The sequence below is a fragment of the Limnohabitans sp. Hippo3 genome, from assembly GCF_003063665.1.
Lineage (GTDB): Bacteria > Pseudomonadota > Gammaproteobacteria > Burkholderiales > Burkholderiaceae_C > Limnohabitans_A.
In genome coordinates this window covers 15,581-34,696 of the sequence record NZ_NESF01000014.1, presented here as the reverse complement: position 1 = coordinate 34,696, position 19,116 = coordinate 15,581, and the positions used below count along the sequence as shown (strand labels likewise).

The window sequence follows — 19,116 nt, the reverse complement described above, 5'->3', positions numbered from 1 at the left end:
GAGCCTCCCCTGAAACGACCTGAATGGTCTTCACTGCAAGGTTTTGTAACATGATTCGGCCGAGGTGGCAATTTTTTGAAAACCAAAGTGTTTAATAAGTTCTTCGAATTTTCCAAGCACAGAGGCCGGAATTTTTATAATGACCCGCAGCCCGCGCCTTGTTGGCTGCCCCAACAGCCCACCTATGCCCTCCAAAGACACCGCCTCCCCAGACAAACAAAACGCCCCAGCGAAGGGCGCCACACCTGACCTTTTGTCGTGGGTTTTGAAACTGGCCGCATGGGCCGTTGGCCTGGCTGCCGCTGGACTGGCGTCCATCTTGCTGGTGGTGGGTGTGGCCATGGTGATCGCCTACCCCAACCTGCCGGACATTTCCGACCTGGCCGATTACAAGCCCAAGTTGCCGCTGCGTGTGTTCACGGAGGACGGGCAGTTGATGGGCGAATTCGGCGAAGAGCGGCGCAACCTCACGCCCATCCAGGACATTCCCCAAGTCATGAAAGATGCGGTGTTGTCCATCGAAGACAACCGCTTTTACCAACACGGCGGCGTGGACTACTTGGGCATCTTGCGTGCGGGCATTGCCAACGTGGGCCGCATGAAAAGCCAGGGGGCCTCCACCATCACCATGCAGGTCGCCCGCAACGTGTACCTGTCGTCCGAAAAAACCTACACACGCAAGATTTATGAAATTTTGCTGACCTACAAACTCGAACACATGCTGACCAAGGACCAGATCCTTGAGATTTACATGAACCAGATTTTTCTGGGCAACCGGGCTTATGGTTTTGCTTCGGCGGCCGAAACTTATTTCGGCAAACCGCTCAAGGACATCAGCATTGCCGAAGCGGCCATGCTGGCAGGCTTGCCCAAGGCCCCTTCGGCCTACAACCCGATCAACAACCCCAAGCGCGCCCGTTCACGCCAGCTCTACATCATCGAGCGGATGGAGGACAACAAGTACATCACGGCCGCCCAGGCCAAGGCGGCCAAGGCCGAACCGCTCAAACTGCGCTCGGCTGCTGACAAAAAAATCCTGCACGCGGAATATGTGGCCGAAACCGTGCGTCAAATGGTCTTTGCACAATACGGCCAGGAAACCTACACACGAGGCCTGAATGTGTACACCACCGTGCAATCGGCCGAGCAAATGGCCGCCTACAAAGCCTTGCGCCAGGGCATCATGGATTTCGAGCGCCGCCAGATTTACCGTGGCCCCGAGAAGTTCATCGATCTGCCTGCAGACCCCAAAAAGATGGAAGACGCCATAGACGACGCGCTCGAAGACCACCCTGACAATGGCGACGTGCTGTCGGCCGTGGTGCTGGAAGCCTCGCCCCGCAAGGTGGTGGTGATTCGCCAGAACGGCGAGCAAATCACCATCACGGGCGACGGCCTCAAACCTGCGCAATCGGGCCTGTCCGACAAAACGCCCCCCGCCAAACAAGTGCGCAAAGGCGCCCTGGTCCGCATCACCCAAACCCCCAAAGGGGCTTGGGAGATCACCCAACTGCCAGAAGTGGAGGGCGCTTTGGTGGCCATCACGCCCCAAACGGGCGCCATTCGGGCCTTGGTGGGCGGCTTTGACTTTGCCAAAAACAAATTCAATCATGTGACGCAGGCCTGGCGACAGCCGGGCTCGAGCTTCAAGCCCTTCATCTATTCGGCTGCACTTGAAAAAGGCTTCACGCCCGCCACGGTGGTCAACGACGCGCCTTTGTTTTTTGACAGCGGCGTGACGGGCGGTCAGCCCTGGGAGCCCAAGAACTACGACGGCAAGTTTGACGGCCCCATGAGCCTGCGCACAGGTTTGGCGAAGTCCAAGAACATGGTGTCCATTCGCGTTTTGCAGGCGGTCGGCCCTCGCCCCGCCCAGGAATGGGTGACCCGTTTCGGCTTTGACGAAGACAAGCACCCGGCCTTTTTGACGATGGCGCTCGGCGCAGGATCGGTCACCCCCATGCAGATGGCCACAGGCTATGCGGTGTTTGCCAACGGCGGCTACAAAGTTCAGCCTCATCTGATCACGCGCATCACCGATTTCAAGGACCGGGTGCTGGTGGACAGCCCCGCCGTGGTGCAAATGAGCGAAGCGCCGGCCATCCCGCCGCGCAACGCCTTTGTCATGACCAGCTTGCTGCAAGAGGTCACGCGCTCCGGCACTGCCGCCAGAGCGCAGGGCACACTGCGTCGCCCGGACATATACGGCAAAACCGGCACCACCAACGACGCCATGGACGCCTGGTTTGCGGGCTACCAGCCCAATCTGGCGGCTGTGGTCTGGGTTGGCTACGACACGCCGCGCAAACTGGGTGACCGCGAAACTGGCGGCGGCCTGAGTTTGCCCGTGTGGATCAGCTTCATGGAAACCGCTTTGCGCGGCATGCCGGTCTCGGAGCCGCCTGTGCCCGAAGGTTTGGTGAACGTGGGTGGCGACTGGGTGTACGAAGAATACGCCCGCGGAGGCGGCGTCAGCACACTGGGCACAGGCCAGGAGGGCTCAGGCAAGTCCCCCAACGCCACGCCTCCGGGCGAAGAGCGCAACCGGATTCTGGATTTGTTCAGGAACTGAGTCGCGGCCGCAAAACCCTGGCCACCCTGGCGCCGGGTGGCCTGTATGGGGCGACCTGCTCTGGTCTTGTCAGGGCTTGAACAACAAGTTTTGGCCCGCCTGTTCGGACGCGTAGCGTGACAGGCTCTCCCAGAACTCCCCTTGACCCTTGGTGTCCATCCAGTGCGTGCCATCAAACTTGTAATGAAAGCCACCGCAACGGGCCGCCAACCACACCTCGTGCAGGGGCTTTTGCAAGTTGACCACGATCTGGCTGCGGTTGGGAAAGGTGAGCGTGACCATGCCGCCCACGCGCTGGTTGTCGATGTCGGCGTCGGTGTCGTCGTTCAAACGGTCACTGCTGATCTCTACGCCCGCCAGCAGGCGTTCAGCTTGGTCCAGAAATTCAAGGTCGGTCATTACAATCGGTGCATGTTGAAGGTCTTGAAGATTCTAGTCACGGCGCATGCCCTTGTCGGCGGTGCGGCGATGCTGAGCGCATGCGGTCAAAAAGGCCCCCTGTTTTTGCCCACTACCCCGGAGTCTGCCGGACGTGCCACCTTGCCCGAAACGCTCAAGGTCTGGCCCGCCAAAACCGCGCCCGCTACAACCACCGTGCCGTCAGACCCAACGACAAACACCCCGGCGCCGACGCCCCCCCAACTCACCCCACCATGAACGCTCCCACCACCCCTCAAGGCCTGCCCGGCCAGCCCCAGGTCGCCTATGCGGGCGATCAGCTGCATGTCGAGGGCGTTTGCCTGTCCGAGCTGGCACGCGAACACGGCACGCCTTTGTTCGTTTATTCCAAGGCCGCCATGCTCTCGGCCCTGGCCGCCTACCAGCGCGGCTTTGCCGGTCGGAACGCGCAAATTTGCTACGCCATGAAAGCCAACTCCAGCCTAGCGGTGCTGCAGGTCTTTGCAGATGCCGGCTGCGGCTTTGACATCGTCTCGGGCGGCGAGCTGGCCCGCGTGCTGGCTGCGGGCGGCGACCCGGCCAAGGTGATTTTTTCCGGCGTGGGCAAAACCCGCCACGAGATGAAGCAAGCGCTGCAAGTGGGCATTGGCTGCTTCAATGTGGAAAGCGAAGCCGAACTCGATGTGCTGAGCGCCGTGGCCGCGGACCTGGGCAAGGTGGCCCCGGTCAGCCTGCGCGTGAACCCCAATGTCGACCCCAAGACGCACCCTTACATCTCGACCGGTCTGAAGGGCAACAAATTCGGCATCGCCCACGAAGACGCGCAGCGTGCTTACCGCCACGCAGCCAGCCTGCCGGGCCTGAAGGTGGTGGGCATCGACTGCCACATCGGCTCGCAAATCACCGACAGCACGCCCTACCTGGACGCCATGGACCGCGTGCTGGACCTGGTGGCCGACATCGAAGCGGCGGGCATCGCTATCCACCACATCGACTTTGGTGGTGGCCTGGGCATCAACTACAACGGCGACACGCCGCCCGAGGCCGATGCGCTGTGGGCGCAGCTGCTGGCCAAGCTCGATGCCCGGGGTTACGGCCAGCGCCAGCTGATGATCGAGCCCGGCCGCTCTTTGGTAGGCAACGCGGGCGTGTGCCTGACCGAGGTGCTGTACCTGAAGCCCGGCGAACAAAAGAACTTCTGCATCGTCGACGCGGCCATGAACGACCTGCCCCGCCCGGCCATGTACCAGGCCTTCCACCAGATCGTGCCGGTTTCGCAGCACTCTGGTGATGGTGTGGTGTACGACGTAGTCGGCCCGGTGTGCGAAAGCGGCGACTGGATCGGCCGTGACCGCCAACTGGTGGTTCAAGCCGGGGATGTGCTCGCCGTGCTGTCGGCAGGCGCTTATTGCATGAGCATGGCCAGCAACTACAACACCCGGGGCCGCGCCGCCGAAATCCTGGTCGATGGCACAAAGGCCCATTTGATCCGCCAGCGCGAGTCGGCGTTCGATACCTTTGCGCTGGAGCAGCTGGTCTGAAACAGGCGGCGCAGCCTGAACCGGCTGCACAAGCGCTTCCTGCAGGCTCAGGTTCGCCGTGCTGCCCGCACCCAGCGCCAGCCCAACAGAACCGCCAAGATGCCCGCGTACACCAGCACCTCGGCAAAGTCCTGCTTGCCCGCACGCATCCACCAAAAGTGCAGCACGGCGAGCACGGCCACCGCATAGACACCCCGGTGCAGCAGCTGCCAGCGCTTGCCGCCCAGCCAGCGCACAGCCCGGTTGAACGAGGTGGCCGCCAGCGCCAGCAGGATCACAAAGGCGCTGAAGCCCAGCCAAATGAAGGGGCGCTTGAAGAGGTCTTGGAGCGTGTCAGCCAGGTCAAAGCCCATGTCCAGCCAGGCGTAGCACAGCAGGTGCAAGCTGGCATAGCCAAACACCAGCAAGCCCAACAAACGCCGAAAGCGCAACAGCTCAGGCCAACCCCACCAGGTGCGCAAAGGGGTCACGGCCAGCACCACGCACAAGCTGCGCAGTGTCCAGTCCCCGGTCGAACGGATCAGGGTTTCGGCGGGATTGGGCCCCAGCTGGTCCAGCAGGGTTTGGGCGAGCAACCAGGCCCAGGGCATGCACCCGAGCACCAGCACGACCCACCAAGCGGCGGGGTGGCGCAGCGCCGCCCTCATGCCGCCACCCCCTTGAGGCAAGCCGGCATCAGAAGAACTTTTTCAAATCCATGCCCGCGTACAGCTGCCCCACCTGCGCTTCATAGCCGTTGAACATGAGCGTCTTGCGCTTCTTGGCCAGCAGCCCGTCTTCGCCAATGCGACGCTCGGTGGCCTGGCTCCAGCGGGGGTGATCCACATTCGGGTTCACGTTGGAATAAAAACCATACTCCTGCGGCGCGGCTTTTTCCCATGACGACACAGGCTGCTTGTCGGTGAAACGGATCTTGACCAGGCTTTTGCCGCTCTTGAAGCCGTATTTCCAGGGCACGACCAGGCGCAGCGGAGCGCCGTTTTGCTTGGGCATGACTTCGCCGTACATGCCAAAAGCCAAGAGGGTGAGCGGGTGCATGGCTTCGTCCATGCGCAAGGCCTCGACATAAGGCCAATCCAAAGCCCCGCCCCGCACACCCGGCATGGTCTTGGGGTCCGCCAGGGTCACAAACTCCACAAACTTGGCGCCCGGCTGGGGCTCCACGCGACGGATCAGCTCGGCCAGCGAATACCCGATCCATGGGATCACCATCGACCAGCCTTCCACGCAGCGCAGGCGGTAAATGCGCTCCTCCATGGCGCCCCATTTCATGAGGTCTTCCAGGTTCACGCGGCCTGGTTTTTTCACCAGGCCCTCGATCTCGACCGTCCACGGTTGTGTGACCAAGGTGTGGGCACGCTTGGCCGGGTCGGATTTGTCGGTGCCAAATTCGTAAAAATTGTTGTAGGTGGTCGCGTCTTTGTAGGCCGTGAGCCGGTCCATGGTCAAAGCCCCGGGCACGGTCGAAGGCACGGCTGCGAGCGCCGCCAACTGGCCTGCGCGCGGGGTTTGCGCGTGGGCTTCGCGCAGGCCCCAAGCGGTCAGGGCCAAGCCCGCAGAGCCCGTGGCCATCTGGCGGATGATGTCGCGCCGCGTCAGGTATACCGACTGGGGTGTGATTTCGCTGGGCACGGGGTGCTGAAAACCGGAGGTGTCTGACTGGATGATCATGGGGGTCCCTGGAGAAGGCGGAAAATAGCTGTGTATTCTGAACTTTTTCAGAGACCCTCGCCCAAAGGGCCTCTGTTGCCAAGGAGCCCCCATGCATCCTGCCGTTGGCTTGCTGATCCAGGTTGTGATCGCCGTCCACATCGCCCTGCCCTTGGGCACCTGGTTGCTCTTGTCCGGCCGCCGCAACGACAAAACACGCCTGTGGTTCATCAGCATCTCGATTTACAGCCTGTCGCTGTGCTCCATCGCCTTGAGGCCCTATGTTTCCGGGTACCTGTCTTATCTGATGGCGTGGTCAGGGGTGTTTGCATCCTGGCTGATCATGGTCGAAGCGCTCCGGCGCGAACTCAACATGAAGCCCTGGCGCTGGCCCGGCATGGGGGCAGTGGTGGGTGCCTGGGTCATTTTTCTGATCTGGCTGTACCAAACCCAGGATCTGAACACCACAGGCGTGTTGGTTTATTCGGCCACCTTCATCCTGCTGAACACGGTCCTGTCATGGCTGATCTGGCAACTGCGGCGCACGGTCCAAAGCCGCAGCTTGATGATGATTCAAGTGGCGTTTGCCATCCATGCCGGGGCCTACCTGAACCGCATGTACCACTATGCCGTCACTGGCAACGTCGACTACCTGAACGTTTTTTCTTTCTCTTGGGTCAGCAATCTGGTGACCTTGACCAGCATTCTGGCCATGATCCTGATCTGTTTTGGCTACTGGGGTTTTGCCCTCGAACGCTCCAACCAGGAGACAACCACAGCGCAAGCCGGGCAGTTGCAAGCCCTGGCTGAAAGCGACGCGATGCGCAACTTGGTCAAGGAGCGGGACCAATTGCTGATGCTCAACGCCCGCGTGTCTGCGCTGAGCAGCCTGTCGTCGTTCTCGGCGATGCTGGTGCACGACATCAGCCAACCCCTGCAGGCCCTGGAGCTGGGCCTGTACGACCTGCAAAGCCAGGTCAAAACCGTGCCAGACAAGCCCGCGTTGCAGTCGCGCATTGACGACTTGATGGTTTTGTCGGGCAAAGCCAGCGACATGGTCAGCAGCTTGCGGCGGCTGATGATCCGGGGGCAGGACCAGATGGAGCCGGTCGACTTGCAGTCGGCCATCGCGTCTGTTTTCCCGATCCTGCAAGGCGAAGCCAACCAGCGGGGCATCGACATTCAGTCGATCAACCAGCTGACGCGCGCCCGGCAGGTACAGGCCAACGAAGTGATGCTGCAGCGAATCGTGTTCAACCTGGCGGCCAATGCCATGGACGCCATGAGCAGCCTGCCAACGCCCATGCGTTCACCCCCCCGCATCCTGATCGAACTTCTGGAGCGCCAGCGAGAAGGGCAGGATTGGGTGGTGCTGCAAATTCAGGACAACGGCCCGGGCTTTCCCAAAGACCTCTTGCAACAGCTGAGCGGGCCTGTGGTGTCCAGCAAGGCCCAAGGCTCGGGTCTGAGCCTGTTGTTGACCCAAAGCATGGTCCGACTTTGGGGCGGACAGACCGTGATGGAGAACCTGGCGGTGCACGGTGAGTCCGGCGCAATTTTGCAACTGTGGTTGATACCCACACCCGGCCAGGCATCCGCCTGAGCAGGCCACAAAACGGCGATTGCGGCCTCTGATGGGCCCAGCGGGGCCGGTTCAGGCGCGAACTGTAAAATCAATTCGTACGATTTTCACAGTTCAAAATGAAAAAAACAGGCTTCATCCATGTGGTTGATGACAACGCCGACATCCGCAAGATGCTGGCCTTGGTTCTGCAGGCGCATGGCTACACCGTACAGGTGCACGACAGCGGCGCTGCTTTTTTGAATGCGCCCCCCACACAGCCGCCCCATGTGATGCTGCTCGATGTGCGCATGCCGGGCATGAGCGGGCTGGAATTGAATGCCCGCATGAAAGCCAATTGCAATCTGATGCCCGTGATCTTCATGAGCGGTGAAAGTCAGCCCCATGAAACGCAAGCAGCCCAAGACTCGGGCGCGGTGCATTTCTTATGGAAGCCCTTCAACACCCGGGAAATGCTGGCCGTGATCGACCAAGTGCTGAGCGACGCCCCAGCCCCTTGAATCGGGCGGGGCTTGCTCGCTCCAGATCACAGCGTGCCGTAGCTGTGCAGGCCGCTCAGGAACATGTTGACCCCCAGGAAAGCAAAGGTCGTGATGCCCAAGCCCACCAGGGCCCACCAAGCGGCCACGGTGCCGCGCAGGCCCTTCATCAGGCGCATGTGCAGCCAGGCGGCGTAGTTCAGCCACACGATCAGGGCCCAGGTTTCTTTCGGGTCCCAACTCCAGTAGCCGCCCCAGGCCTCGGCCGCCCACAAAGCGCCCAACACGGTGGCGATGGTGAAGAAGGCAAAACCCACGGCGATGGACTTGTACATCACATCGTCCAGGATTTCAAAGGACGGCAGACGCTCGGCAATCCGGCGACGGCCCAGCAAAATACCCGCCACGATGAAGGCGGACACCCCGAAGTAAACCATCCAGTAGCTGCTGGTCTGGTCATTGGCCGATTGGCGGAACACCACGGGCTCGAAGCACAACACAATGCCCAGCAGCCACAAAGGCGCCAGCTTGTACCAGCGGGTCTCGGTCGCTTGCTGCTTGATCAGGTAGGCAAAGGCCACCATGGCAGCCAAGGCAAAAGTGCCATAGCCAATGAAGTTGGCCGGCACATGCAGCTTCATCCACCAGCTTTTGAGCGCGGGCACCAAGGGCTGGATTTCGTGCGCCTCGCGCACCAGGGTGTACCAAAGCAAGAAGCCCACCGCCGCACTGACCACCAGCATGACAAAGGCCCCCAAAGCGCGTGTCTTGTACTGGGCTTCGTAGTACAGGTAGAACGCCGCCGTCATCCAGCAGAACATCACAAAGACTTCGTACAGGTTGCTCACCGGGATGTGGCCGATGTCCGGGCCCAGTTGGTGGCTTTCGTACCAGCGCACCAAGGTGCCGATCAGGGCCAGGCCCACCGCCACCCAGGCCATGCGCGAGCCCAAGGACTCCAGCGCATCGCCCTGGCCACGGATGAACATGCCCGCCCAATAGAAAGCGGTGCTGATGAAAAACAGCATGCTCATCCACAGGATGGCCGACTGGCTGGAGAGGAAATACTTGAGCAAAAAGACTTGTTCGGACCGTGCCAGATCACCCTGGTAGAGAGAAATGGCCAACAGCGACAGGCCCGAAACCACCAGCATCAAGGTACGCAAAGGCCGCCAGAACCAGGCCAGCCAGACCACCGCCGGCAAACTGCCAATCAGGATGGCCTGCTCGTACACGTCCATGGCGTGCTGGTAGCGGCTGAAGGCAAACACAGTACCCAACAGCGCCAACACGGCAAAGCCCCAGTCCAGCAGCGAGCGGCTGGAAAAATAGCCCGGATTCAAAGTGACAGTCGTCATGTTGTTTTCTCGGAGCGACCCAGCAAACGGGCACTCAGTTGGTCAAATTCACGGTCCACGTCCATGGTCTTGCGGTTGGACGACAAGGCCACGCTCGCCTGGGCACCCTCGCCCTGCGGCGACAGCCAGACCCACAAGCGACGGTCCCGAACATACAGCATTGCAAAAATACCCAGGATCAAAAGGGCACAGCCCAAATAAACGATGGACTGACCCGGCGCCCGAGCCACCTGGAACACGCTGGCTTGCACCTGCCTGAAGTCCTTCAGCAAAAACGTCATGGGTGCGGGGTAAAACGGGGCGTCTGACAAAGCCAGCACCGCTTGCGACATGAAGCCCTGCACCTTGTCAGCGGGCAAGGGCTTGGCCGCCGCCTGCTCTCGGGCCACGGTGTCCAGCTCCAGCAAGGTGCCGTTCAGAATGCGCACAAACATTTCGCCCGCACGGGGGCGCTCGGCCTCGGGCACATTGGCCTCCAGGAAGTCTGCCAAGGCCTGCAGGCCCGCCACTTTCTTGCCCTTGACTTCTTCCTGACCCGCAAACAAACTCAGCGCACGCTCAGCCGAATCGGCCAGCTGCTGCGTCAACTCGGGCCGCTGCGGATCGACCGCCTTGCGGGCGTAACGCTGCACCGCACGCTCGCGCAGCGCGGGCGTTTCCAGCGCCGCGCGCAGGCGGATGAAGCCGTTCAACTCGCCGTTCTCATCGGCCGGGGGGCGCAGGTAACGGTAAGGTTCGCTGGGGGTCTCGCGCATGCCGAGCAAGAACACCGGCACGCCATCGCCCGCATCCACGGGCAGCATGTAGTTGTTGTACTCACGCGCCTGGCCGGCCGCATCGCGCAGCTTGTAGCTCACGCTCGGGCCCACATTGCGCAGCTCTTTGGTTTGGGTGGTTTTGTGCCCGGCACCCAGGCGCTCGTCGATGGCGCTGCGCAAATCGACTTTGCGCACATCCACCCCCGAGCCCTCGGGGCTTGCACCACCGGACATGTTTTCCACGTTGATCACGCGCAGCCCGGTGAACTCCAGGCTCATCTTCTCGTTGCCATTGGTCAAGTCGGTGCTGCCGCCGATGGTGCCTTCCACCTCAAAAGATTGGGTGGCGGCCGACATGGGCACGGCCTGCAGTTTGACGCTGGAGCCACCGTCGTCAAAGCTGGACTGGTAAATGTTGATGCCCTTGAAGCTGGCCGGGTGGTTCACCTCGACCCGCGCTTCGCGCTTCTCGCCCGTGGCTTTGTCGTGGATGACGATGTCGCTGGCAAACAGCTTGGGCATGCCGGTCGAGTAATACTCGACGATGAACTTTTTCAGCTCGATGACAAAGGGCAGCTCCTGCAGCAAGATGCCGTTGGACTGGTTCAGGATGGCGGTGCCCGAAGCCGTGTCTTCGGCCACCAGCAAATTGCCCCGGAAAGCCGGGTTGCGCTCGGACAGGCGGTGCTGCGCAGGCACATCGGCGATCAAGCCCCCGCCGTTGTAGATTTCCTTGCCACCAAACCACATCTGGGCGCGCACCATCAGGTCGCCATCGAGCAAACCGCCCACACACACCAGCACGATGGCCGAGTGGGCCGCGATGTAGCCGATCTTGTTGGCCGCGCCCGCCTTGGCCGCCAGCATCCAGCCTTTGCCGGCCGGGGTATCGCGCGCTTGCAGCTTGACCTTCCAGCCGCCCGTGGCCAGCAAGGCCCCCAGGCGCTTGGCGGCGGCTTCGGGCGCTTCGTTCAAATGGCCCTCGGCTTTGTGGTGAAAGGCCTTGAGGCTTTGCTCGCGGATGTTTTCCTTGTAGTTCTTCAGATCCACCAGGATCTTGGGCGTGTTGCGGGCGATGCACAGGCTGGTGCTGACCACCAGAAACGCCAGGATCAGCAGGAACCACCAGGCGCTGTAGACGGTGTTGAGCTTGAGCGTGGCAAACAACTCGGCCCAAAACGGCCCGAACTGGTTGATGTAGTTGTTGGTGGGCTCGTTTTGCTTGAGGACGGTGCCGATCACCGAGGCGATGCAGATGACCGTCAACAGCGAGATCGCAAAACGCATTGACGACAGAAGCTCCAGCACGGCTTCCCAGCGAGACGAGCCACGTTCGGATTCAGGACTGGAAGCGGCAGGCATCATGGTGCAAAGGTGTCCACAGGCAAAGAAAAGCGGGCCGCTGGCCCGTTACCCGAAAAAAAGGCCGGAAATCCGGCCTTGGTGGTGGTGTCGCAGTCGGGAGCCCGATTGTGGCGCAGTCTGCTGAAGACAGACTGAAGACCCCCCTTGACCCAAGGGATTGCCCGGGGTCAGAGACGTGCTGAGCGCTTCAGCGCAGACCTGCGATGTAGTCGGACACAGCCTTGATTTCGCGGTCGTTCATTTTGGAGGCGACCTGGGTCATCTGAACGCTGTTCTTGCGAACGCCTTCACGGAAGGCGATCAACTGGGCAGCGGTGTAGTCGGCGTGCTGACCCGACATGCGGGGGTACTGGGCAGGCATGCCTGCGCCATTGGGCGAGTGGCAGCTGGCGCAAGCCGCGATCTGGCGATCCGGAATGCCGCCGCGGTAGATGCGCTCACCCAGGGCCACGGTGTCTTTCTCTTTGGCAAAGCCGGGTTTGGCAGGCTTGGAGGCGAGCCAATAAGCGATGTTGCGCATGTCGTCGTTGCTCAAACCAGCCACCATGCCGCTCATCACGGCGTTGGCACGCTTGCCAGACTTGAATTCCTGCAATTGCTTGAGCAGGTACTCGGGGTGCTGTTGCGCCAATTTGGGGTTGACGGGGGTGCCGGAGTTGCCATCAGCGGCGTGGCAAGCCACACAGGCTGCGCTGTAAATGGCCTCGCCTTTGGCCAGGTCGGGTTTGGCAGCTTGGGGCGCAGGGCCGGCAGCCAAGGCAGAACCGGCCACAAACGCGGCCGACAGGGCGGTGATCAGAAAAGAATTAATCGACTTCATGGCGTGATCCAAGAGTTGGCGCAAAACCCAAGGATTCTACAATGCGTCCTGCGCCAGTTTCCTGACGCCCAAAGGCCACCCCGATTTATGACCGCCCATTCGCCCGCCCCCTCTTCGGCCCCCAAGCCTTCAGCACCCGCTCAGGCTGCCCCCGCCGTGACCCCCATGGGCTGGATGCACACGGCCCGCTTTTTGACCACCGCCGCGCAGCTGCACCACCTGCCCGCGATGGACACCCCCGAAATCGCTTTTGTGGGCCGCTCCAATGCGGGCAAATCCACCTGCATCAACACCCTGACGCAGAAGAAACAACTGGCCTTTGCCTCCAAAAAACCCGGCCGTACCCAGCACATCAATTTGTTTGCCCTGGGCAAGCAGGGCGTCACCGACGCGGTGCTGGCCGACCTGCCCGGCTACGGCTACGCCGCTGTGGCCAAGATGGACAAGTTGCGCTGGCAGCAGGTCATGGCCAACTATTTGGTCAGCCGCGAGAACCTGACCGGCATCGTCATGATGTGCGACCCGCGCCACGGCCTGACCGAGCTGGACGACATCCTGCTGGAAGTGATCCGCCCCCGGGTGGAGCAGGGCCTGAAGTTTTTGATCATCCTGACCAAGGCCGACAAGCTCACCCGATCGGAACAGGCCAAGGCCTTGTCGATTGCGCGACTGCAAGCTGGGGGCGGCGAGGTCAAACTCTTTTCGGCCCTGAAAAAGCAAGGGGTGGACGAAGTGGCCCAACTGCTGTGGGACTGGACACACCCTGCGGGCGCTGCAGCGTCTGCTGCCCCTGCTGCCGAGCCACCCGAAGAAGAACCTGAAGCCCTGGACGAGTGAGCCCGCGCTGAAACCGCCACGGCTCACCGTCCCTCATGGAGTGATCCGCCGTGCATCCCGACATCCAGACCTGGCAGCAAGCCCTGCCCCACGGCATCACCTTGAGCTGCCGCGCCTGCGGCGAGCCCGGACGCCCGGTACTGCTGTTTTTGCACGGCTTCCCCGAAGGGGCCTGGGTCTGGGACCCTCTTTTGCTGCACTTTTCGAAACCCGAAAACGGCGGCTACCGCTGTGTGGCCCCCAACCTGCGCGGCTACGAGCGCTCCAGCGCCCCGCAAGACGTGAAGGCCTACCGTGCCAAACACCTGGTGCAGGACATCGTGGCCCTGATCGCACTCGAATCAAGTCCAGCCCCGCTGGCCGCCCTGATCGCCCACGACTGGGGCGGTGCCGTGGCCTGGAGCCTGGCCAACCAGCACCCGGAGCGGCTGCGCCAGCTGGTCATCGTCAACTCGCCCCACCCCGGCCCCTTCCTGCGGGCCTTGCAACACGACCCGGCGCAGCAAGCGGCCAGTGCCTACATGAATTTTCTGGTGCAGCCCGATGCGGCCGCGCAATTGGCGGCCAACGATTTTGAGCGCCTGTTCGGTTTTTTGACGGGCCAGGACCGCTCGCTGCAATCGCTCACCGCGCAAACCGCCAAAGCCCCGGCGCACTGGCTCACACCCGCCGTGAAGGCGCAATACCGCGAGGTCTGGCAACACGGCCTGCAAGGTGGCCTCAACTACTACCGCGCATCGCCCCTGCGCCCGGCCACCGCCGCCGACCCGGGCGCCAATGCAGTACAGATCCCGCTCGAGGCTTTGCGCATCGAGGTGCCCACGCTGGTGCTCTGGGCCCAGGACGACGTGGCCCTGCTGCCTTGCCTGACCGAAGGTCTGGACGCGCACGTCCCCACGATGAAGCTGGTGCCCATTGAACAGGCCACGCACTGGGTGGTGCACGAGCAAGCCGAGCGCGTCATCACCGAAATCGCTGACTTTTTGCAGCCGCAGGCTGCCCGGCCACCTCAGTAAAAAGCCGGCTCGCCCTCGGGCCGGGTCTTGAAACGCTTGTGCACCCAGTAATACTGCTCGGGCATGGTGCGCACCCACTCGGCCAGCAGGCGGTTCATGCGGGTGGTGTCTTCAGCCAGGTCGGCGGTGGGAAAGTCTTGCAGCGCGGCATGCACCTCGATGTCGTAACCCGCAGGCGTCATGCGGGTCACCACAGGCACGACCCGCGCCCCGACCACGCGTGACAAGCGCGACAGTGACGGCACGGTGGCTGCTTTTTCGACCCCCATGAAGGGCACAAAGATCGACTCTTCGCGTCCGAAATCCATGTCGGGCGACAGGTGCAAGGGCTCGCCTTTTTTGATGCCCGCCAAAATCTGGCGCATGCCCTGGTGGCGGAAATACGGCCGCACATTACCCGAACGCTCGCGCCCCCGGCGCACCCAAGCCTCGACCGCCGGGCGCGACTGCCCCACAAAAATGAAAGCCACCGGCCCAGGCACATCGAAAGACACCGCCATGCCACCCGCATCCAGCCCGACAAAATGCGGCGCAAACATCACCAAGGGGCCTGACTGCTGCAAAGCCTGCACATCCCCCACCCAGCGCAGGCGCTGCCGCACCAGTGCCTCGGGCGCATGCCAAAGCCAGGACCGGTCCATGACCGACTGACCGAAGGCCACAAAGTGGCGGTAGGCCAGGGCCTCACGCTCAGGCGCAGACAACTCGGGCAGGCACTGCTTCAGGTTGACCAGGACAATGCGGCGGCGCTTGCGTGCCAGATGCCACAGCAACCAGCCCAAGCCATGGCCCGCAACCCGGACCCAGGACAAAGGCAAGCGCGCAAACAGGCGCAAAACAGCGATCAGCACATTCACCATGGTTATTCGGGTCCGCTCAGGCCTGTCTGGGGTTTTTGTAGCGGGCATAGCCCCAGATGTATTGCGATGGGCACTGGAGAATCAGCGACTCCATGGCCTGGTTGATCTGCACCACCGCGGTGTCCAGGTCTTGGGACAAGGCGTGCCCCAGCGCCTGGGTGTGCAGACGGTAGCCACGGCCCCAGGACAAGCGCTCGCCCCAAATCAGCACCACCCGGGCGCTGGTTTGCAAGGCCAAACGCGCCGCCAAGGTCATGGTGTAGGCGGATTGGCCGAAAAACGGTGCCCATTGACCCATGCCCTCGGGGGGCACCTGGTCGGGCAACAAACCCACGGCACGCCCCGAACGCAGGGCCTTGATCATTTGCCGCACCCCCGCCAAGGTGGTGGGCACAGCCTCCAGGCCTGGCCGCTGGCGCGCCAGCGTCATGACTTCGCCCAGTCCGGCATGACGGGCGGGGCGGTAAAGCACCGTGAGGGGGCCGTGTTCGGCCGAAAAACGCAAGGCCAGCGCTTGGGCCGTGATTTCAAAGCACCCCATGTGCGGGGTCAAAAACAACACCCCTTGGCCGCTGGCATAGGCCTCTACCGCAGCGCGGTCGTCGGCCCACACCACAGGTGGCGTGCGGCCCAGCCACAAGCGGGGCAACTCGGCCGACATGCGCCCGGCCTGTCCTACGGCCCGCCACACCCCACCCCACCCCAGACCGGCTTGGCGTGCGTTGTGCAAAAAACGGCTTCTGTAACGCCCTGAAAAACACCAGGCCAGCCATCCCCCCGCGCTGCCCAGCAGGTGCAAGGCCCACAAAGGCCAACGGGAAAAAAAACGGAACCAGCGCAACATAGGGGGGTGATTTTGCCCTGAACCGCCAGCGACCTGGCAGGCCCTGCTTCTGGGCGTGTCACACCCGGCCCTGCACAAGCGCGGACCCGGCCCGTGCGCTACCTGTTTTCAGTCTGGTCCGCTACCGGTTCATGCCAAGCCCAGCTCGCCCGGCGGGCCCTACCATGGCTGCAGAGCCTGAAAACACCCATTTCATTCTTTTCAGCGCACACAAGGCCTTCACCATGAAAAATCACCCAATTCACCCCAACTACTTCAGCACCAGCCAAGCCGCCAAAATGTTGGGCCTGTCGGTCGGCACCATCCAGCGCATGGTGGAAAACGGCGTTTTCAAGGCTTTTGTCACCCAAGGTGGGCACCGACGCATCCTGTCCTCGTCCCTGAACCAATACTGCAAGCAAAAGGGGTTTCCGGGCCTGCTGAGCTCGTCCGACGCCCCTTGGGTCTGTGTGTTGCACGACAGCCAGCATCTGCCGCCCGCACTCGAGAAGATGAACCACTGGGAGCACGTCAAGGTCATCACCCACCCGCTGGACTTGATGGGCACTCACCAGGCGGTGGGGGTGTTTTTCATCGATGCGCGCATTCCATAGCTGCACACGACCCCGCTGCACCTGCAAGACAACTTGATGCAAAACGCCCACATCGTGGTCTACAACAGCGCTCACCTGCCAGCCAACAGCCCTTTGCACCTGGCTCGAAAGATCAACCTGTTCGAAGGCGACATCAGCACCGACCTGGTCTATGGCTACATGCTCGGCAGTTCGCAGGCCAGCAGCACCGACGCGCCCCGCCCCGTCCACCAGTAAAAAACGCCCCGGGCTTGAAATATGCCCAAAAGCCCTTATCATTAGCACTCGATGGAGTTGAGTGCTAACAGCACCCCTCCTCAGATTTCAGCTGCACCCGTTTTCTGGTGCTTTTGTTTTTCAACCCTTGTTTCAAATCCAGGAGATTCCATGAAACTGCGTCCTTTGGGCGATCGCGTGATCGTCAAGCGTGTCGAAAGCGAAACCAAAACAGCCTCGGGCATCGTGATCCCCGACTCCGCCGCTGAAAAGCCCGATCAAGGTGAAGTCCTGGCCGTCGGCCCTGGCAAAACCAACGACAAAGGCGAAACCAAGGCCCTGACCGTCAAAGTCGGCGACCGCGTCTTGTTCGGCAAGTACAGCGGCCAGACCGTCAAGGTCGGCGGCGACGAGCTGTTGGTCATGAAAGAAGAAGACCTGTTCGCCGTTGTCGAATAAGTCTCACTTTTCCATTTTTTAAATACATTCAGGAGCTACTCACATGGCAGCAAAAGACGTCATTTTCGGCGGCGAAGCCCGCGCACGCATGGTTGAAGGCGTGAACATCTTGGCCAACGCGGTCAAAGTCACCCTGGGCCCTAAAGGCCGCAACGTGGTTCTGGAGCGCTCGTTCGGCGCCCCCACCGTGACCAAGGACGGCGTGTCCGTGGCCAAGGAAATCGAACTCAAGGACAAGCTGCAAAACATGGGTGCCCAGATGGTCAAGGAAGTCGCTTCCAAGACGTCTGACAACGCAGGCGACGGCACCACCACCGCCACCGTGCTGGCTCAATCCATCGTGCGCGAAGGCATGAAGTACGTGGCCGCAGGCATGAACCCCATGGACCTCAAGCGCGGCATCGACAAGGCTGTTGCAGCCCTGATCGAAGAGCTGAAGAAGGCCTCCAAGCCCACCACCACCAGCAAGGAAATTGCCCAGGTCGGCTCGATCTCTGCCAACTCTGATTCCAGCATCGGCGAAATCATCGCCAACGCCATGGACAAAGTGGGCAAAGAAGGCGTGATCACCGTGGAAGACGGCAAGTCCTTGAACAACGAACTCGACGTTGTGGAAGGCATGCAATTCGACCGCGGCTACCTGTCGCCTTACTTCATCAACAACCCCGAAAAGCAAGCTGCTTTGCTGGACAATCCCTTCGTGTTGTTGTTCGACAAGAAGATCAGCAACATCCGCGATCTGCTGCCCACACTGGAAGCCGTGGCCAAAGCCGGCCGTCCTTTGCTGATCATTGCCGAAGAAGTCGAAGGCGAAGCCTTGGCCACTTTGGTGGTGAACACCATCCGTGGCATCCTGAAAGTTGTCGCTGTCAAGGCTCCAGGCTTCGGCGACCGTCGCAAGGCCATGCTGGAAGACATCGCCATCCTGACCGGCGGCAAAGTGATCGCTGAAGAAGTCGGCCTGACCCTCGAAAAAGTGACTTTGGCTGACCTCGGCCAAGCCAAGCGCATCGAAGTGGGCAAGGAAAACACCATCATCATCGACGGCGCTGGTGCTGCTGCTGACATCGAAGCCCGCGTCAAGCAAGTGCGCGTGCAAATCGAAGAAGCCACGTCCGACTACGACCGCGAAAAGCTGCAAGAGCGCGTGGCCAAGTTGGCTGGCGGTGTGGCCGTGATCAAGGTCGGCGCTGCCACCGAAGTCGAGATGAAGGAAAAGAAAGCCCGCGTGGAAGACGCCCTGCACGCCACCCGCGCTGCCGTGGAAGAAGGCATCGTGGCTGGCGGCGGCGTGGCTCTGCTGCGCGCACGCCAGGCTGCTGGCACCATCAAAGGCGACAACGCTGACCAGGACGCCGGCATCAAGCTGGTGCTCAAGGCCATCGAAGCGCCTCTGCGCGAGATCGTGTACAACGCTGGCGGCGAGCCATCGGTGGTGGTGAACGCGGTGTTGGCCGGCAAAGGCAACTACGGCTTCAACGCCGCCAACGACACCTATGGCGACATGATCGAAATGGGTATCCTGGACCCCACCAAAGTGACACGCACTGCCTTGCAAAACGCAGCGTCCGTGGCCTCTTTGATGCTGACCACCGAGTGCATGGTTTCGGAAGCCCCGAAAGACGACGCCCCCATGGGCGGCGGCATGCCTGACATGGGCGGCATGGGTGGTATGGGCGGCATGGGCATGTAAATGCCCAACCGGTCAAAAGGACTTGGCAGGTAACCCCGGCCAAGTCTGTCACCCCGGGCTTGACCCGGGGTCCATGACTTCAAAAAGCCCTGCAA

Annotated in this window: 19 protein-coding genes; 11 read left to right on the top strand and 8 right to left on the bottom strand. The window is 61.7% G+C overall.

Annotated elements, in window-relative coordinates; translation table 11 throughout:
• The first annotated feature begins 139 nt into the window (after positions 1-139).
• Positions 140-2,572 carry a penicillin-binding protein 1A gene (locus B9Z34_RS13230; RefSeq protein WP_199220127.1) on the top strand — a complete coding sequence of 811 codons (2,433 nt, stop codon included), beginning with the start codon at positions 140-142 and terminating at the stop codon, positions 2,570-2,572.
• A gap of 69 nt (positions 2,573-2,641) precedes the next feature.
• Here B9Z34_RS13230 and cyaY read toward each other — a convergent pair whose 3' ends face one another.
• The gene (cyaY, locus tag B9Z34_RS13225; RefSeq protein WP_108428592.1) at positions 2,642-2,971 is read right to left on the bottom strand and encodes an iron donor protein CyaY; all 330 of its coding nucleotides are present in this window, start codon (positions 2,969-2,971) and stop codon (positions 2,642-2,644) included.
• 12 nt (positions 2,972-2,983) lie between these two features.
• Between cyaY and B9Z34_RS14825 the strand changes: the two genes are divergently transcribed.
• Both B9Z34_RS14825 and lysA read left to right on the top strand, forming a co-directional pair.
• Positions 2,984-3,229: a lipoprotein gene (locus B9Z34_RS14825; RefSeq protein ID WP_108428591.1), complete on the top strand. Its 246-nt coding sequence runs from the start codon at positions 2,984-2,986 to the stop codon at positions 3,227-3,229.
• Positions 3,226-4,512 (top strand): diaminopimelate decarboxylase, encoded by a 1,287-nt coding sequence (lysA, locus tag B9Z34_RS13215; RefSeq protein WP_108428590.1) that lies wholly within the window; start codon positions 3,226-3,228, stop codon positions 4,510-4,512. Before B9Z34_RS14825 ends, lysA begins: the two co-directional genes overlap by 4 nt.
• Before the next feature lie 47 nt (positions 4,513-4,559).
• On the opposite strand, the gene B9Z34_RS13210 is transcribed toward lysA, so the two are convergent.
• Together B9Z34_RS13210 and msrP are read right to left on the bottom strand one after the other, a co-directional pair.
• Positions 4,560-5,159, bottom strand: a complete 600-nt coding sequence (locus tag B9Z34_RS13210) for a sulfite oxidase heme-binding subunit YedZ (RefSeq protein WP_108428589.1) — start codon at positions 5,157-5,159, stop codon at positions 4,560-4,562.
• Between the two features lie 28 nt (positions 5,160-5,187).
• The gene (gene msrP / locus B9Z34_RS13205) at positions 5,188-6,183 is read right to left on the bottom strand and encodes a protein-methionine-sulfoxide reductase catalytic subunit MsrP (RefSeq protein WP_108428588.1); all 996 of its coding nucleotides are present in this window, start codon (positions 6,181-6,183) and stop codon (positions 5,188-5,190) included.
• A 91-nt stretch (positions 6,184-6,274) separates the two neighbouring features.
• Between msrP and B9Z34_RS13200 the strand changes: the two genes are divergently transcribed.
• Positions 6,275-7,765 (top strand): sensor histidine kinase, encoded by a 1,491-nt coding sequence (locus tag B9Z34_RS13200; RefSeq protein WP_108428587.1) that lies wholly within the window; start codon positions 6,275-6,277, stop codon positions 7,763-7,765.
• A 98-nt stretch (positions 7,766-7,863) separates the two neighbouring features.
• Entirely contained in the window at positions 7,864-8,244 is a 381-nt protein-coding gene (locus B9Z34_RS13195) for a response regulator transcription factor (RefSeq protein ID WP_108428586.1), read from the top strand.
• Positions 8,245-8,270: 26 nt separating this feature from the next.
• Here B9Z34_RS13195 and ccsB read toward each other — a convergent pair whose 3' ends face one another.
• The 3 genes from ccsB to B9Z34_RS13180 all read right to left on the bottom strand — a co-directional run bounded on the left by ccsB (position 8,271) and on the right by B9Z34_RS13180 (position 12,524).
• Complete coding sequence (ccsB, locus tag B9Z34_RS13190; RefSeq protein ID WP_108428585.1) at positions 8,271-9,581, bottom strand: c-type cytochrome biogenesis protein CcsB; 1,311 nt, start codon at positions 9,579-9,581, stop codon at positions 8,271-8,273.
• The gene (locus B9Z34_RS13185; RefSeq protein ID WP_108428584.1) at positions 9,578-11,704 is read right to left on the bottom strand and encodes a cytochrome c biogenesis protein ResB; all 2,127 of its coding nucleotides are present in this window, start codon (positions 11,702-11,704) and stop codon (positions 9,578-9,580) included. Before B9Z34_RS13185 ends, ccsB begins: the two co-directional genes overlap by 4 nt.
• A gap of 187 nt (positions 11,705-11,891) precedes the next feature.
• Positions 11,892-12,524 (bottom strand): cytochrome c, encoded by a 633-nt coding sequence (locus tag B9Z34_RS13180; RefSeq protein ID WP_108428583.1) that lies wholly within the window; start codon positions 12,522-12,524, stop codon positions 11,892-11,894.
• A gap of 87 nt (positions 12,525-12,611) precedes the next feature.
• Between B9Z34_RS13180 and yihA the strand changes: the two genes are divergently transcribed.
• Both yihA and B9Z34_RS13170 read left to right on the top strand, forming a co-directional pair.
• Entirely contained in the window at positions 12,612-13,361 is a 750-nt protein-coding gene (gene yihA / locus B9Z34_RS13175) for a ribosome biogenesis GTP-binding protein YihA/YsxC (protein ID WP_108428582.1), read from the top strand.
• Positions 13,362-13,411: 50 nt separating this feature from the next.
• On the top strand, positions 13,412-14,377 hold the full coding sequence (locus B9Z34_RS13170; protein ID WP_108428581.1) for an alpha/beta fold hydrolase: 966 nt from the start codon (positions 13,412-13,414) through the stop codon (positions 14,375-14,377).
• Here B9Z34_RS13170 and B9Z34_RS13165 read toward each other — a convergent pair.
• The gene (locus B9Z34_RS13165; RefSeq protein ID WP_369907689.1) at positions 14,371-15,285 is read right to left on the bottom strand and encodes a lysophospholipid acyltransferase family protein; all 915 of its coding nucleotides are present in this window, start codon (positions 15,283-15,285) and stop codon (positions 14,371-14,373) included. The two genes, B9Z34_RS13170 and B9Z34_RS13165, sit on opposite strands and share 7 nt — an antisense overlap.
• Entirely contained in the window at positions 15,254-16,081 is an 828-nt protein-coding gene (locus tag B9Z34_RS13160) for a lysophospholipid acyltransferase family protein (protein ID WP_108428579.1), read from the bottom strand. The genes B9Z34_RS13165 and B9Z34_RS13160 overlap by 32 nt, the downstream gene beginning before the upstream one ends.
• A 224-nt stretch (positions 16,082-16,305) precedes the next feature.
• On the opposite strand from B9Z34_RS13160, the gene B9Z34_RS14760 reads away from it, so the two are divergent.
• From B9Z34_RS14760 to groL, 4 genes are all read left to right on the top strand, one after another.
• Positions 16,306-16,674 (top strand): helix-turn-helix domain-containing protein, encoded by a 369-nt coding sequence (locus B9Z34_RS14760; protein WP_233249609.1) that lies wholly within the window; start codon positions 16,306-16,308, stop codon positions 16,672-16,674.
• Positions 16,675-16,710: 36 nt separating this feature from the next.
• Complete coding sequence (locus tag B9Z34_RS14755) at positions 16,711-16,890, top strand: hypothetical protein (protein WP_233249607.1); 180 nt, start codon at positions 16,711-16,713, stop codon at positions 16,888-16,890.
• Between the two features lie 150 nt (positions 16,891-17,040).
• Positions 17,041-17,328 (top strand): co-chaperone GroES, encoded by a 288-nt coding sequence (groES, locus tag B9Z34_RS13150; RefSeq protein ID WP_108428578.1) that lies wholly within the window; start codon positions 17,041-17,043, stop codon positions 17,326-17,328.
• Between the two features lie 43 nt (positions 17,329-17,371).
• Positions 17,372-19,021, top strand: a complete 1,650-nt coding sequence (groL, locus tag B9Z34_RS13145; protein WP_108428577.1) for a chaperonin GroEL — start codon at positions 17,372-17,374, stop codon at positions 19,019-19,021.
• The last annotated feature ends 95 nt before the right edge of the window (positions 19,022-19,116 follow it).

Coding starts and splice junctions, on each gene's coding strand:
- B9Z34_RS13230 (WP_199220127.1), top strand. CDS start 140: ATGACCCGCAGCCCGCGCCTTGTTGGCTGCCCCAACAGCCCACCTATG.
- cyaY (WP_108428592.1), bottom strand. CDS start 2,971: ATGACCGACCTTGAATTTCTGGACCAAGCTGAACGCCTGCTGGCGGGC.
- B9Z34_RS14825 (WP_108428591.1), top strand. CDS start 2,984: ATGTTGAAGGTCTTGAAGATTCTAGTCACGGCGCATGCCCTTGTCGGC.
- lysA (WP_108428590.1), top strand. CDS start 3,226: ATGAACGCTCCCACCACCCCTCAAGGCCTGCCCGGCCAGCCCCAGGTC.
- B9Z34_RS13210 (WP_108428589.1), bottom strand. CDS start 5,159: ATGAGGGCGGCGCTGCGCCACCCCGCCGCTTGGTGGGTCGTGCTGGTG.
- msrP (WP_108428588.1), bottom strand. CDS start 6,183: ATGATCATCCAGTCAGACACCTCCGGTTTTCAGCACCCCGTGCCCAGC.
- B9Z34_RS13200 (WP_108428587.1), top strand. CDS start 6,275: ATGCATCCTGCCGTTGGCTTGCTGATCCAGGTTGTGATCGCCGTCCAC.
- B9Z34_RS13195 (WP_108428586.1), top strand. CDS start 7,864: ATGAAAAAAACAGGCTTCATCCATGTGGTTGATGACAACGCCGACATC.
- ccsB (WP_108428585.1), bottom strand. CDS start 9,581: ATGACGACTGTCACTTTGAATCCGGGCTATTTTTCCAGCCGCTCGCTG.
- B9Z34_RS13185 (WP_108428584.1), bottom strand. CDS start 11,704: ATGATGCCTGCCGCTTCCAGTCCTGAATCCGAACGTGGCTCGTCTCGC.
- B9Z34_RS13180 (WP_108428583.1), bottom strand. CDS start 12,524: ATGAAGTCGATTAATTCTTTTCTGATCACCGCCCTGTCGGCCGCGTTT.
- yihA (WP_108428582.1), top strand. CDS start 12,612: ATGACCGCCCATTCGCCCGCCCCCTCTTCGGCCCCCAAGCCTTCAGCA.
- B9Z34_RS13165 (WP_369907689.1), bottom strand. CDS start 15,285: ATGCCCGCTACAAAAACCCCAGACAGGCCTGAGCGGACCCGAATAACC.
- B9Z34_RS13160 (WP_108428579.1), bottom strand. CDS start 16,081: ATGTTGCGCTGGTTCCGTTTTTTTTCCCGTTGGCCTTTGTGGGCCTTG.
- B9Z34_RS14760 (WP_233249609.1), top strand. CDS start 16,306: ATGAAAAATCACCCAATTCACCCCAACTACTTCAGCACCAGCCAAGCC.
- B9Z34_RS14755 (WP_233249607.1), top strand. CDS start 16,711: ATGCAAAACGCCCACATCGTGGTCTACAACAGCGCTCACCTGCCAGCC.
- groES (WP_108428578.1), top strand. CDS start 17,041: ATGAAACTGCGTCCTTTGGGCGATCGCGTGATCGTCAAGCGTGTCGAA.
- groL (WP_108428577.1), top strand. CDS start 17,372: ATGGCAGCAAAAGACGTCATTTTCGGCGGCGAAGCCCGCGCACGCATG.